This window comes from Cognatishimia sp. F0-27 (assembly GCF_020667845.1).
Taxonomy (GTDB): domain Bacteria; phylum Pseudomonadota; class Alphaproteobacteria; order Rhodobacterales; family Rhodobacteraceae; genus JAFMPQ01.
Window position 1 is genome coordinate 235,000 of sequence record NZ_JAFMPQ010000001.1, and the last position, 14,053, is coordinate 249,052.

Sequence of the window (14,053 nt, forward strand, 5' to 3'; positions counted from 1 at the left end):
CGCCAAGTAACCCGTCTCTCCGCGGGACGGAAACCCTGAATGACCGCGCCTGCACCCGCATGACCGAGTGTATCAAAGCGTTAATATTAAGAATTACTAACGGTATATGTAAGCAAATACTCTATTCATAAAGCAACGCTAACCGGTGTAAGATGCATCCGTGTCCAGACCTGCAAAAAACCGAGCCCGCGATGCCCTCTGATGTCCTGACCGTCACAATCGAACGCAGTGCCGGTGCGCAGGCGGCATTCGAGGTTCCCGCCTATGACAACCAGACCGTGCTCGACGTGGTCTCCTGGGTGCAGCAGAACGCCGACCCGACCCTGAGCTATCGCTTTGCCTGCCGCGTTGGCATGTGCGGAAGCTGTGCGATGATGGTCAACGGGGTGCCGCGCTGGACCTGCCGGACCCACATTTCCAAGGTGCTCAAAGACGGCGCGGTCCATATCGGACCGCTGCGAAACCTCCCGGTGATCAAGGATCTTGCCGTCGACATGGACCCGTTCTTTGACAAATGGGTGGCGGCAGAGGGCGTGCATCATGGCGACCGGACCCGCGACGATCCGATCGCGCCGGTCGACGAAACAAGCGCGGCGCGGGTCAATGCCAATGCCGGTATCGAGTGCATCAACTGTTCGGTCTGCTACGCGGCCTGCGATACCGTGGCCGGCAACCCCGAATATCTTGGACCGGCGGCACTGCAACGCGCCTGGACGCTTCTGAACGACACCAAGGATGAAGGCCGCGCGGCGATCCTCGACGCGGTGTCGGGTCGCGGTGGCTGCCATAATTGCCACTCGATGGGGTCTTGCACCGTCTATTGCCCCAACGAGCTGGACCCGATGTCCGCCATCGCCGGGTTGAAGCGGGAAACCGCGCGCTCCTTTTTCAGAAGGAAGAGCTGATGTTGTCGCTGCGCCTCTACATGCTGCAACGGATCACGGCGCTTTTGATGGCGCCGCTCGTGCTTGGGCATCTGGCGGTGATGATCTACGCCATTCAGGGTGGGCTGAGCGCCGCCGAAATCCTCGGACGCACGCAAGGGTCCGTGTTGTGGTTCCTGTTTTACGGCGTGTTCGTCGTCGCCGTGTCGGCGCACGGGGCGATTGGCCTGCGCACGATTGCCTCGGAATGGGGCGGGCTGCGCGGCCCGGTGCTGGACGCCCTGATGTGGATCGTGGGTCTCGGGCTCTTCGTTTTGGGCGCGCGCGCGGTTTGGGCCGTGACCTTTGCGCAGGGGTTGGGCGCATGAGCGCGGCGTCGGGTGTTACCTCACGGGCCCATCCGCTCTGGCTCGCCTATATCCTTCACCGCCTGTCCGGCCTGGCGCTGGCGCTTTTCCTGCCCTTGCATTTCTGGGTGCTGTCGCTTGCCGTGACCGACCCGGCGCGGCTCGACGGGTTCCTGGCCATGACCGAGGCCGGGGTCGTCAAGCTTGCGGAGTTTGCCCTGGTGTTCGGGCTGGCGGTGCACATGTTCGGCGGCCTGCGGCTGATGGCCATGGAATGGCTGCCCTGGACTCCTGCACAAAAGACGCTGGCCGCGCTCGCCGCCGCCATGTCCTTCCTGATCGCCTGCCTGTTCCTGATGAAAGCCCTCTGACATGCGCCTTGCCGACATCGAACGCCATGACACCGACATCCTGATCCTTGGCACCGGGGGCGCCGGGTTGTTTGCCGCGCTGCACGCCCGCCAGACCGCGCCGGAGGGTGCCCGGATCACCATTGCGGTGAAGGGCCTGATTGGCAAATGCGGCTGCACGCGGATGGTGCAGGGCGGATACAATGTCGCACTTGGCGGTGGCGATACGGTCGAGCGGCATTTCATGGACACGATCGAGGGCGGCAAGTGGTTGCCCGATCAGGATATGGCGTGGCGACTCTGTGAACAGGCCGTTGTGCGCATTCGCGAGCTTGAGAATGAAATCGGGTGTTTCTTTGATCGCAATCCCGACGGCTCTCTCCACCAAAAGGCTTTCGCGGGACAGACCGCCGATCGCACCGTTCACAAGGGCGATCTGACCGGGATCGAGATCATCAACCGCCTGATGGAGAAAGTGCTCGCGAGCGGGGTTGAAAAGCTGCAGGAGCATCGCGCCGTCGGGCTGATCCCGACGCGGGACGGTTCGGCACTGGCTGGCGTTCTGATGATTGACATGCGCACGGGTCGGTTCCGGTTCGTGCGCGCCAAATGTGTGCTGATGGCCACTGGCGGCGGGCCGACCATGTACAAGTATCACACCCCGTCAGGGGACAAGACGATGGACGGGCTTGCGATGGCTTTGCGTGCAGGCCTGCCGCTGCGTGACATGGAGATGGTCCAGTTTCACCCCACAGGGCTTCTGGCAGGCGATCACACGCGCATGACGGGCACGGTGCTCGAAGAGGGCCTGCGCGGCGCGGGCGGCCAGCTCATCAACCATGCCGGGCAACGCTTCATGTTCGATTACGACAGCAAGGGCGAGCGCGCCACGCGCGACCTGGTCAGCCGCGGGATATACGCGGAGATGCGCAAGAACAACAATCCCGAGCAGGAGGGCGTCTTCATTTCGATGGCGCATCTTGGGCCGGATGTGGTGCGCAAGAAATTCCCCGGCATGGTCAAGCGCTGCGCCGACAGCGGCTTCGATCTGGCCGGTGGCATGGTCGAGGTGGTGCCCACGGCGCATTATTTCATGGGTGGCGTTGTGGTCGATGTGGACACGCGCACCGCGATGGAGGGGCTTTACGTGGCAGGCGAGGATGCGGGCGGCGCGCATGGCTCCAACCGGCTCGGCGGCAATGGCGTGGCCAATTCCACCGTTTACGGTGGCATCGCGGGCGACACGATGGGCACCGAGATGCGCCGTATGACCCTGCGCGAACCGGATGAAACCGTGCTTGAGGCGGAGTTTGCCCGCGCGACCCACCCCTTGACCCGGAAGCCAGACCTTGTGCTGCCGCTTCGCAAGCAACTGCAGGAGGTGATGTGGGAAGAGGTCGGCGTGATCCGCACGGAGCACGGGATGAAACGTGGGCTTGCCGGCATATCGGCAGTGTCAGAGGCTCTGATGGATGTGGGGGTGGATGCCGGCAATCTGGCATTCAACCTGACCTGGCACGACTGGCTGAACCTGCGCTCGCTATGCGATATCTCCGAAGTCATCACGAAGGCGGGGCTCGCGCGCGAAAATTCGCGCGGGGCACATCACCGCGAGGATTTTCCCGAGCCCGGCGCAATGGAGGACAGCACCTTTACCGTGGCCCGGCAAGAAGGCGAAAGCGTCGAGGTCACCAACAGCCCGGTGGCCTTTACGATCGTCCGCCCTGGAGAAACCATTCTGCCCGACGGTGAGCCGGAAACGCTCGTTGCAGCGCAGTAAGTTGTGGAGGATATATGCGGATATCAGATCGGAAACAGCCAGTGCATGAGCGCAGGCTGTCCTGCGGCACCGGCTGCTGCACGTGCCGGCCTTTGGACCAGACAACGCCAGCCCGAGCGCCTGTAACCGAGCAGAGTCAGCGATATTCTGAGCAAATGGCGACAACGCGTCTGCCTCAACACCGTTTCAACCGGCGAAGCCATAGGCCACACGTCCGCCGCGGAGGGTCACGCCAAGCTGCAAGCCGGCTGGGGGGCCAGCCCCCCAGACCCCCCGGAGTATTTCTGGACAGAAGAAACAGACACATGGTGCTTGGGCCCGACGCGATGCTTTCCCGGTCTGCGAGCCAGCTCGAAACTCTTGGGAGACGCAGATGATCCCCCTCTCCCTGATCGAGTCCACGGCCGAAACGCTGATGGACAAAGCCGCAATCGAGATCCCGCAGGATTACCTCGATGGTCTCAAGCAAGCGGCAGAGACAGAGGATGGCGACTTGGCTTCCTTTGTCCTGAAGGCAATGCTTGATAACTACGAAGCTGCCAAGGAAGACCGGCGCGCCATGTGTGGCGATACGGGCGTGCCGCGCTGGTTTGTAAAGATGGGCAACGAGGCGCGGATCGAAGGCGGCATGTGCGCATTGGAAACGGTGCTCCGAAGGGCCACCGCCACCGCGACCAACAGCGTGCCGTTGCGGCCCAACCGGGTGCATCCGCTCTGGCGCACGGATCACAACAACAACGTCGGCATAGGGGCGCCCGAAATCGATTACGGCTTCGAACCGGAAGGCGACTGGGTAGACCTGATCACCGTCCACAAGGGCGGACTGTTCGGAACGGATTACCGCATGCTGTTCCCGTCTGATGGCATCCAGGGAATCAAGCGCTTCTATCTCGACAGCCTGATGGCATTTGGAAAACGTGGCCTCGCCTGCCAGCCAGCCATTATCGGAATCGGTCTTGGAGGATCAAAGGATACCTGTATGACACTGGGAAAACGCGCCTCTGTATTGCGCACTGTGGGAAGCCGTAATTCAGACCCGCGCATCGCCGAAATAGAAGACGAATTCAAGGAATTGGGAAATTCCATCGGCATGGGAGCAATGGGGTTTGTCGGAAAGAACATGGTGATCGACTGCAATATCGAGGTCGGATACTGCCACACCGGCGGCATGCCCATGTCGGTTCATGCGTTCTGCTTGTCGTCGCGCCGCGCGGTCGCCCGTATTCATGCCGATGGCCGGGTTCAGCATCGCACCGATCCCGATTGGTTTACACCTTACCAAAGGCGGGAGACCGTGGATTGGGAACCCACAAGGGAAGCCGCGGAATGATCCGCCTTGCCTGCACACAGAAAAACGCACCGCCCGTGTTTTCTTTGGGCCTGAAATATCCCGGGGGGTGCGGGGGGCTGGCCCCCCGTTTCCCACGCTTATCGACAGCGCCACTTAATGGTTCAGGAGCACGATCATGAGCATCCGGGAAGTTGTTCTCTCGACCACCCCCACGCCCGACGCCATCGCTGAACTTCGGCTTGGTGATGTCGTCTATCTCGACGGGTTGATGTACACCGCCCGAGAAGGCGTCTACATGCGTGCGCTGGAGGATCAGGCCAACATTCCCATGGAGTTACCATCAGAATCAGCGGCCAATTTCCACTGCTCGCCAGCCGCGCGGATCAATGCCGATGGCTCTTTTGACATGGGCGCTGTGACCGCGACCGCGTCATTTCGGTTTGCGAAATGGCTCCCGGAATGGATGGCCAAGACAGGCGCAAAGCTCATCGTGGGCAAGGGCGGGATGTTGTCACGGGACTACAAGGAATATTTCGTGCCAAATGGGGCGGTCTATCTTTCCACTGTCGGCTATGGCACCGGCGCGCTTCTCGGGCGCGGAGTGGAAAACGTCGAGGCCGTGCACTGGAACGAGGAGCTTGGCCTGGCACAGGCGATGTGGGTGCTCCGCTGCAGGAGGATGGGGCCGTTCATCGTGGCCTCGGACCTCAACGGCGACTGCCTTTTCGAGCGGGAAAACGCGCGTATCGCCGGGAATGTCGAGCGCATCTATGAAGGCACCAAGCCGGCCGTGCTCAAGCGGTATGGAGAGAGCGACGACCGAACGGATGAAGTGATCTGATCACCGCCCCGCAAAGTCGCGGTTCTCTTCGAAAAGCGGTCGTCGCGTGCGATACAGAGTATTCGCGGCTCTACACCTCACGCGCCGCGGCCGAAGCAGGGTGGGTCGCCGTCCGAAACACCCATTTTCGATGCGGGGACGTCAGGCGATCTCACTGACCATGATCCCGAGGCCGAGCACAAGCGTCATCAGGATGATCAGCCGGCGAAAGGCATTGTCGCTCAGCCGCCGGAACACAATGATACCGATCTGCGCACCCACAACCACCATCGGAGCCGTGACCGCCATGGCCGAAAAGGTCCGTGCATCATAGGCTCCGCGAAACAGGAGCAACATGACGGTCGTGGCCAGAACTGCGACGTTGAACGGCTGCAGCACCGCGCGGGTCTCCGCCTTCGACCACGGGCGCAGCGACACCCACATGGAGAGCACCGCGCCCGAGATCGCCGCCGCGCCACCCAGGACACCGCCAACAAACCCAACACAGACATCCGTTTTTGGCGTGCGCCGCGTGAAAACGGGCAGGGTTTTGCGAAAGGCGAAATAGCCGCCATAGAAGACAAGGATCACGGCGATCGTGACTCGCAGCGTCCCCGCCTCGATCACATCGAGCAAGGGAACGCCAAGCGGCACCCCCACCAACCCCGGGATCACGAAGCGCAACGCCCGTCCCGGCTGCGCGCGCAGCGCGCCACGCACCACCCATAGCCCTTGAATGCCAACGAGGATGGACATGAGCGCAACCACCGCAACGGCGCGCGCGGGATCCAGCACCGCAAGATAGAAGCCGATTGAAAACAGTGCCATTCCGGTGCCGGAAAGTCCGTTGATGAACCCGCCAGCCAACGCTCCCGCCACGAGAAAGAGGGCGGTTTCCGTATTCATGTGCCGGAAGAAACCGACGGATCCGACCGATGGCGCGCCGCGTCGATCACCGAGATCAACGCATCATACAACTCGTCCAGCGCACGCGTCTTGATCTGTCGCTCCTGATAGACCAGCCCGAGCGTTCGGCGTGGCGCGTCCGGCCCCAGTCCGATTGCCTTGACCGGCACCGCATCAGCGGGACGAACGGCCAGATGGGGCACGATGGACACGCCGAGATTGGCATGCACCATGCTGGTGATAGCCTCCGGGCTGTCGAGTTCCATGGTTTCGTTGACCGCGATCCGCTTTGAGAGAATCCAGCTGTCGATCATTGCCCCGACCACCGCACGCCGGTTGAAACGGATGAAGGGCCGGGTTGCCAGAAGCGTCAAGGGGTCTGCTTCTGCCTCCTCAAGCGACGCGATCAACTGCATGGGCTCTTCGGCCAGCTCCCTGAAGACGACGTCAACCGGCAGCTGGGTCGGCTTGGTGATGATCCCGGCATCGAGGTTCCCGCGTTCCACCTCCGCGAGGATCGTTCCCGTGAGGCCGGGCCGGATATGAAGACCGATCTGGGGATATTTGGTTTTCAACGCCGCCATCGCCTTTGGCGTCAGTCCGGTGAGCGTGGTGCGCAGCACACCCAGCGTGATCACACCGCCAAGCCCGCCGTCGCCCAGCACCGACGGCACGAGGTTGTCGTAATCCGCGATCAACTGGCGTGCCTTGGCAACGATCTGACGACCGACAGGGGTCAACTCCGGCGTGCGGGTGCTTCGATTGAACAGTGCAATGCCAAGATCGGATTCGAGCGCCTGCATCTGCTGGCTGACGGCGGCATGGGTCACATTCACCACCTTGCCCGCCTCGCTGAATGTTTTTGTATCGGCAATGGCCACCAAGGTCCGAAGCAGCCTGATCGTCATCGCGTCCCCTTCAATTTCGTAAGACAAGCTTTCAAAAGCTGTAAGCTGAAATAGCTATCGCTAAGTCACACTAACTCTTACGGTGATTGAAATCAAAGAGATGAAAAATCACAGGGAGGAAGACATGACACTCAAAGGCACCTCTGTCGCGTTTGCGATCGGCGCAGTTCTCACGGCCAGTGCGGCGGTGGCGGAATATCCCGAACGCCCCATCAACATGATCATTCCCTACGGCGCGGGCGGCGCAACGGACATCTCGGCCCGAACCATTGCCGAGCCGCTCGGGAATGCGGTTGGCAAGCCACTGGTGATGGCGAATGTCACCGGCGCTGGCGGGGCCACCGGTTCGGTCGCGGTCCAGAACGCCAAGCCTGACGGGTATACCATGCTGTTTGCCCGCGTCGGGTCCCACTCGGTGAACCCTGCGATGAAAGCCACCCTGCCGTATACGCTGGACGATTTCCGCTTCGTCACGGTCTACGAGATCAACCCGGCCGCCTGTGCGGTGTCGCCCTCCTCTGGCATCACGACGATGGACGCGTTGATCGCCAAGGTGAACGAAGGCGGCGTGAGCTACAGCTCTTCGGGTGTCGGCTCGTTCCCGCATCTCGCAAGCGCCATGGTAATGAGTGAATTCGGCGTTGCCGACGTGATGAACGACGTCACGCATATCCCGCAAAAAGGCGGCGGCGCCGCGATCACCGCGGTGCTGAACGGCACGGCAACCTTCGTGTGCACCAACTCCTCCTCGCTGGCGAGCTTTGTCGCCAACAAGCAGCTGATCCCGCTGCTGGTCACCACCTCGGAGCCGGTGGTCGGTTTTGACGCCCCAACCGCAAACGATCTGGGCAAGGACAGCCTGAACCAGCTGGTTGGCTGGACCGGCATCGCGGGTCCCGACGGGCTGCCCGATGACGTGGCCGAGAAATGGGGTGCCTGGATGGCCGAAGCCACTCAGGATCCACAGTTCACCGAATCCATGACGGCACGCGGCTCGGTGATCCGCCTGATGGACCCGGTTGAGGCAAACGAGTTCATCCAGGGCCAGTATAACGTCTTCCGCAAACTGGTGGACGATCTGGGCATGCGCATCGAGGGGTGATCCCCGGCGCCGCGCGGCCCCGCGGGCCGCGCCCATAGACGATCCCTGCGGCTGCCTTCAGGGGCGGCCGCATCTCTGCCAAAGGAGGGGAGACCGGTCGCGTGTCACCAAAAGCGATCCAATTTCGGCTGGGGCTTGGCGCGTGCTGCGTGGCTTTGCTGCTGGCGCTTGTCGGCATTCCGGGCTGGGTCTCCTCGCCAAGCAATGTTTCCAATATCGTGCTCTCGCCGACCTTCTGGCCATATACACTGGCGTTGATGACCGGCTTTGTGGGCATCGGGCTTTTGCTCGCGTCGCGTCATGAAAGCCCCGATCCCGACCCGACCCACATAGAGGGGACCGATCCCAAGGCGTGGTTGCGCCTCGCCGCGCTTGCGGTGATCATGATGCTGACAATGTTTGCCCTGCCCCGGCTTGGCATGGTCTGGACGGCGATGATCGTGTTTGCCGTCACCGCCTTCCTGTTTCGCACACGCCACCCGATCACCGCGCTGGTCTGCGCCGTGCTTGTGCCGCTGGCGCTTTACGCCTTCTTTGCCCATGTCGCCGGCGTGGCGATCCCACAAGGCAATTTCGTGAGGTTGCCATGAGTCTTGCCGACAGCCTGATGGCCGGTCTGAGCGTCGTTGCCTCGTTCGAGGCCTTCTTTGCCCTCTTTGCAGGGATCTGTATCGGGGTTGTGGGCGGGGCAATCCCCGGGCTTTCGGCAACCATGGCCGTGGCCTTGACCTTGCCCTTTACCTTCACGCTGCAACCCATCACCGGGATCCTGCTTCTGCTCGGGGTCTACAAGGGCGGTATCTTTGGCGGGTCGATTCCCGCGATCCTGATCAAGACGCCCGGCACACCGGCCTCTTCGGCGACGATCCTCGACGGTCATCCCATGGCCGAAAAGGGCGAGGCCGGCCGGGCGCTTGGCATGGCGCTCTGGGCATCCTGCACCGCCGATGTCGTCTCCAACCTCGCGCTGATCCTGTTTGCCGGATGGCTGGCCTCCTTTGCGCTGAGCTTCGGGCCGCCGGAGTTCTTCGCGCTGATCCTGTTCTCACTGACCATCATCGCCGGCGTGTCGGGCGAAAGCCTGTTGCGCGGAGCGCTCTCGGCAATTCTGGGGCTCTTGCTGGCGACGATCGGGCTGGACCTCGTCTACGGCACAAACCGCTTCACCTTCGGCGATCCGAACATGATGGGCGGCCTGAATTTCATCGCGGTGCTGATCGGGCTGTTCGCGATCCCCGAAATCATCGCCATGGCGTGGAACCCCACGGCGCATCTTGGCAAGGCGCGCAGCCTCGGACACACCAAGGTGAGCTTTGCCGATTACCGCCGCAGCTTCAGATCCATCATCAGGGGCAGTTTGATCGGGGTGTTCCTCGGCTCGATCCCGGGCATCGGTGCGGCCCCTTCGGCGTTCCTGAGTTATTCCGAGGCGCGGCGAAAATCGCCAAACCGGGAGAATTTCGGCAAGGGCGAAATCGAGGGTGTGGCCGCGTCCGAGGCCGGCAATAACGGCGTGGCCGGTGCGACCCTGATCCCCCTGCTCGCGCTTGGTGTGCCGGGCGACGTGATCACCGCGATCATCATCGGCGCGTTCATGATCCATGGGCTGCAACCCGGCCCGATGATGTTCATCCTGAATGTCGATATCATCTATGGCCTGTTCATCGGCCTGATCGTGAGCTCGGTCTTCCTGTTCATCGTGGGCAGCGTCGCGATCAAGGGGTTCCGCTTCGTGTCGGACGTGCCGAAACGGATCCTCATGCCCGCGGTGCTGGTGCTGTGCATCTACGGCGTCTTTGCGGTCAACAATAACATTTTCGACGTCGGAGTGATGTTCGCGATGGGCTGGGTCGGCTACCTGATGATGCGCATGCACATACCGGCGGCCCCCTTCCTGATCGCGTTTATCCTCGGCCCGCTTCTGGAGGACAATTTCCGTCAGTCGATGCTGATGTCCGGCAGCGATCCATCGATCCTGCTGCGCGGCCCGATCACATGGTTCTTCTGGGCGGTCACGATCATCACCATCGTCGCAATCGCCCGCAACATTCGCAAGATCCCCCGCGCTTGAAGCGCGCGGGGGAGGCGGTGCGCGGTGCCAGAGCCGCCAGGGGGCTTCCTCATCCGGCCTGCGGCCGGCCTCCGGAAAGCCGGGCCACACCGGCCCCGTGACGCGGTGCGGCTCACGCAGGAAAACGATCTCGTTCAAACAGGGAGGGGCCTTCATGTCCGATCCGAACGCTCTGATGACACCGCTGGAAATGCACAACGGCACGTTGCGCAGCCCGATCGACCCCGCGCTGCTCGGCACGGCGGTGTTGGACAAGACCGGCGCGTTCGAGGCCGGCAGCTATCAAAGCTTTACCCTCACCTATACGGCCGGGCGGTTTGGCATCGATGACAGCGGCAGCCTGCGCATCGTCTGGCGCTTTGCCACCGACCAGACCAACCCGCAATTCACCGATCCCGAAGCGCCCGGCTATACCGAGGTCACGGCCTCCAACAAGGCCGTTCTCGAAGCCCGGTTCGATCCCAAGGGCAATATCCGACCCTGGGACCGCACGCTTCAGATCAAGGTGGTCCGCGGCTTCATGAAAGAAGGCGACACGATCACCGTGCGCTTTGGCGTCACCGATCATGGCTCCCCCGGGATGCGGCTCCAGACCTTTTGCGAGCATCACTACCCGTTCCGCGTTCTGGTAGACCCGATCGCCACCTACAACTTCCAGACCCTGCCTGAACAGCCCGCCATTTCCATCGTGCCCGGCGCGCCAGACACATGGGTCGCGGTCATCCCGTCGACCATCGCCCGTGACGCGCCCTTTACCCTCAAGATCAAGGCAGAGGATCGCTGGGGCAATCCGACCGACAAGGCCGCAATAACGCTCACGCCGCGCGCCAATCGCACGGTGGCCGGTCTGCCCGAGATGATTGACATCCAACCGGGCGGTTTTGCCACGGAAATCGCGGGACTCCGCGTTGACGAAGACGGCCCGCTGGAGATCACGCTGCATGCACCCGATGGCACGACCCTGGCCACCTGCAACCCGGCAGAGGTCGCGCAGGCCCCAACGCTCCTGAGCTATTGGGGCGACCTGCACGGCCAGTCCGACGAAACGCTCGGCACCAACAGTGCCGCGGATTACTTCACCTTTGGCCGTGACCGGGCATTCCTCGATGCCTGTGCGCATCAGGGCAATGATTTCCAGATGACCGACACGTTCTGGAAGGATCTCAACAAAGTCACCGCCCATTTCAACGAGGATGGCCGCTTCGTCACCCTGCCCGGCTACGAATGGTCCGGCAACACCGCGCTCGGCGGCGATCGCAATGTCTTCTTCCCGCATGAGGGCCGCATGATGCGGCGCTCCTCTCACGCGCTGATCGAGGATCAGAGCGATGCAGGCACCGATTGCCATACCGCGGCGGCGCTGTTCGAAGCCTTCGCAGAAGCCGGTGAATGGGACGTGATCTGTTTTGCGCATTGCGGCGGGCGCTATGCGGATATCACCCAGGCCCATGACGGCCGGTTCGAGAAATCCGTCGAAGTGCATTCCGCCTGGGGCACCTTCGAATGGATCGTCCAGGATGCGTTCAAGGCCGGCTACCGTGTCGGGATCATCGGAAATTCGGATGGCCACAAGGGACGGCCCGGCGCCTCCTATCCGGGCGCGGGCTGGTTCGGCGCGGTCGGCGGCCTCACCTGTTTTCTGATGCCGGAGCTCACCCGCGAAGGCTTGATTGCCTGCATCAACCGCCGCCACCACTACGCCACGACAGGCGGGCCGAACGGGCGCCTGCGCATGGCGGTCACCATGCGCTTCGACGACGACGCAACGCTCTGCCTCAGCGACCCCGCCCTTGGCGACAGCTACGAAACCACGCCCTGCGACGGCGCGATGATGGGTGACATCGTGCATCTGCCTTCAGGGGCCGCGCATCTCGATCTGCAAGTGGACGCGGGCGCTCCGGTGCGGCGGATCGATATTTTCAACGGGCTCGATCACGTCGCGTGCCACCGGCCCTACGGTCCGGACGATCTTGGCGACCGGATTGGCGTCTGGTGGGAGGGGGCGGAATACCGAGGCCGGTTCCGCGCGGTGCCATGGGATGGGACAGCCCGGTTTGATGCCGCGCGCATCAAAGCCGCGCAGCCGGTGAACTTCTTCAATCGCGACAAGACCCTCGATCAGCCCAGCGCCTCCGAGCTGACCTGGAAATCGGTCACGACCGGCAACCTTGCCGGGTTTATCGCAACCCTGGAGGACAGCCGAGCGGGCAGTATCGCCCTGAACACCCCGCTGATCACCCAGAGCGTCGCGCTGGCCGATATCGGGTACGAAGACAGGCTGCTTGATGCGTCCGACGCATTGCCGCGCGGCATCTGCCTTTTCCGCCTGCCCGATGAGAATCCGCATCGCTCGGTGAGCCTGACCCACACGCTTGACCCGCAAGAGGGCCGGGACAACCCGTTCTATGTGCGCGTGACGCTAGAGGACGGAACGCAGGCCTGGTCCAGCCCGATCTACGTCTTGCGCAGTCTTTGAGCCACGGCGCTGGACCGGCCACGTCAGGGCGCGCGACGCCCTCGCCGGCATGCCAAGCCGGTCCGGCCCCGGACCGGTGGCAGCGGCTCCGCCAGACCAGTCTGGCCAACGGCGTGCCGGTCCGCCCCCGCGCTCAAACGGGTTTTGCGGGTCTGATTTTTCCGGGTCGCCAAGCCCGGGCGCTAGCGCATAGGCCACACAAGCGCGGCTTTTCTGGTCCGCATTTTTAAGTGTCGCCAAGCCCGGGCGTCAGCGCACAGGACACGCCAGCGCCATTTTGCGGGTCCGCTTTTTCAGGGGTGCCAAGCCGTTTGGCCGCTCCGGCTGCCGCGTCAAACGCAGTGGCGTCACGCGGGTCCGCCGCCGGGCCATGGCCAGCGCAGCCCCGGCATATGGGAAGGCGCGCCATATCGGGCGCCGCCTCACAAAACCATGGGTTCCGTCGCAAAAACCGTGTTGCCATGCAACGCACCGATACGCCGGTAGCCCAGCCCCCGGAACGTGCGTGTAATCCAGCCCTCCGCCTCGAAATGCTCCAGGATCAGGAGGGGCCGCCAGCGATGGATCAGGTGATAAGCCCCCTTGAGCGCGGGCTTCTCGTGCCCCTCCACGTCAAGCTGGATGATCCCGAGCGGCCTCTCTTGCGGCACGACAAAATCGAGCATAGCCGCCGGCACTGTCTCTACCCCGGGTCCCGGGGAGTCCACCACCTGCGACAACCCGCCCAACGGCCGCCCATCGCTGCGATGCGTGCGAAAATGCAGTGCGCCGGCCCGGTTCGACAAGGCCGCATGGGTCAGCGTCACATTGCGCAGCCCGTTCAGCGTGATGGTCTCATGCGCGGCGGCAACGCTCACCGGGTTTGGCTCGAACGCCCAGAGCCGCCGCGTTGGCGCAAGCGCGGATGCCAGCGCGGGGAGGAAATCGCCAAAGAACGTGCCCGCATGCACGATATCGCCCCGTCCCGCGTAGCGCCGCATGAAATCCAGCGTCTCCGGCTCATAGATCCCGCCCGACAGCACCGCCCGCGCCGCCGGCCGCGAAGCGCATCCCTCCGGGATCGCGTAACACCCGTAGGCATTCGACGCAGAGCGTATTGTCATCCCTGTCATGGCGCC

13 protein-coding genes are annotated in these 14,053 nt (G+C 62.9%); 10 read left to right on the forward strand and 3 right to left on the reverse strand.

Annotation, left to right across the window (positions count from 1 at the left end; genetic code table 11):
* Positions 1-191 precede the first annotated feature (191 nt).
* From J1C49_RS01070 to J1C49_RS01095, 6 genes are all read left to right on the forward strand, one after another.
* Positions 192-905 carry a succinate dehydrogenase/fumarate reductase iron-sulfur subunit gene (locus J1C49_RS01070; protein WP_227443914.1) on the forward strand — a complete coding sequence of 238 codons (714 nt, stop codon included), beginning with the start codon at positions 192-194 and terminating at the stop codon, positions 903-905.
* Positions 905-1,252 carry a succinate dehydrogenase gene (locus J1C49_RS01075; RefSeq protein ID WP_227443915.1) on the forward strand — a complete coding sequence of 116 codons (348 nt, stop codon included), beginning with the start codon at positions 905-907 and terminating at the stop codon, positions 1,250-1,252. The genes J1C49_RS01070 and J1C49_RS01075 overlap by 1 nt, the downstream gene beginning before the upstream one ends.
* Positions 1,249-1,602 carry a succinate dehydrogenase, cytochrome b556 subunit gene (gene sdhC, locus J1C49_RS01080; protein ID WP_227443917.1) on the forward strand — a complete coding sequence of 118 codons (354 nt, stop codon included), beginning with the start codon at positions 1,249-1,251 and terminating at the stop codon, positions 1,600-1,602. Before J1C49_RS01075 ends, sdhC begins: the two co-directional genes overlap by 4 nt.
* A 1-nt stretch (position 1,603) precedes the next feature.
* Positions 1,604-3,361, forward strand: a complete 1,758-nt coding sequence (locus J1C49_RS01085) for an L-aspartate oxidase (protein WP_227443918.1) — start codon at positions 1,604-1,606, stop codon at positions 3,359-3,361.
* Between the two features lie 373 nt (positions 3,362-3,734).
* Positions 3,735-4,691, forward strand: a complete 957-nt coding sequence (locus J1C49_RS01090; protein WP_227443919.1) for a fumarate hydratase — start codon at positions 3,735-3,737, stop codon at positions 4,689-4,691.
* A gap of 136 nt (positions 4,692-4,827) precedes the next feature.
* Complete coding sequence (locus J1C49_RS01095; RefSeq protein WP_227443920.1) at positions 4,828-5,493, forward strand: fumarate hydratase C-terminal domain-containing protein; 666 nt, start codon at positions 4,828-4,830, stop codon at positions 5,491-5,493.
* Positions 5,494-5,634: 141 nt separating this feature from the next.
* Here J1C49_RS01095 and J1C49_RS01100 read toward each other — a convergent pair whose 3' ends face one another.
* Together J1C49_RS01100 and J1C49_RS01105 are read right to left on the reverse strand one after the other, a co-directional pair.
* Complete coding sequence (locus J1C49_RS01100; RefSeq protein ID WP_227443921.1) at positions 5,635-6,378, reverse strand: sulfite exporter TauE/SafE family protein; 744 nt, start codon at positions 6,376-6,378, stop codon at positions 5,635-5,637.
* On the reverse strand, positions 6,375-7,286 hold the full coding sequence (locus J1C49_RS01105; protein ID WP_227443922.1) for a LysR family transcriptional regulator: 912 nt from the start codon (positions 7,284-7,286) through the stop codon (positions 6,375-6,377). The genes J1C49_RS01100 and J1C49_RS01105 overlap by 4 nt, the downstream gene beginning before the upstream one ends.
* A gap of 124 nt (positions 7,287-7,410) precedes the next feature.
* Here J1C49_RS01105 and J1C49_RS01110 point away from each other — a divergent pair, with 124 nt between their 5' ends.
* The 4 genes from J1C49_RS01110 to J1C49_RS01125 all read left to right on the forward strand — a co-directional run bounded on the left by J1C49_RS01110 (position 7,411) and on the right by J1C49_RS01125 (position 12,935).
* A complete protein-coding gene (locus tag J1C49_RS01110) occupies positions 7,411-8,388 on the forward strand; it encodes a tripartite tricarboxylate transporter substrate binding protein (RefSeq protein ID WP_227443923.1) in 978 nt (325 codons plus the stop codon).
* Between the two features lie 101 nt (positions 8,389-8,489).
* Positions 8,490-8,978 (forward strand): tripartite tricarboxylate transporter TctB family protein, encoded by a 489-nt coding sequence (locus J1C49_RS01115; RefSeq protein WP_227443925.1) that lies wholly within the window; start codon positions 8,490-8,492, stop codon positions 8,976-8,978.
* Positions 8,975-10,459 (forward strand): tripartite tricarboxylate transporter permease, encoded by a 1,485-nt coding sequence (locus J1C49_RS01120; protein ID WP_227443926.1) that lies wholly within the window; start codon positions 8,975-8,977, stop codon positions 10,457-10,459. Before J1C49_RS01115 ends, J1C49_RS01120 begins: the two co-directional genes overlap by 4 nt.
* A 154-nt stretch (positions 10,460-10,613) precedes the next feature.
* Positions 10,614-12,935: a DUF3604 domain-containing protein gene (locus J1C49_RS01125; protein WP_227443928.1), complete on the forward strand. Its 2,322-nt coding sequence runs from the start codon at positions 10,614-10,616 to the stop codon at positions 12,933-12,935.
* A gap of 422 nt (positions 12,936-13,357) precedes the next feature.
* Here the strand turns inward: J1C49_RS01125 and J1C49_RS01130 are convergent, their stop codons facing one another.
* Entirely contained in the window at positions 13,358-14,047 is a 690-nt protein-coding gene (locus tag J1C49_RS01130) for an FkbM family methyltransferase (RefSeq protein WP_227443929.1), read from the reverse strand.
* Between the last annotated feature and the right edge of the window lie 6 nt (positions 14,048-14,053).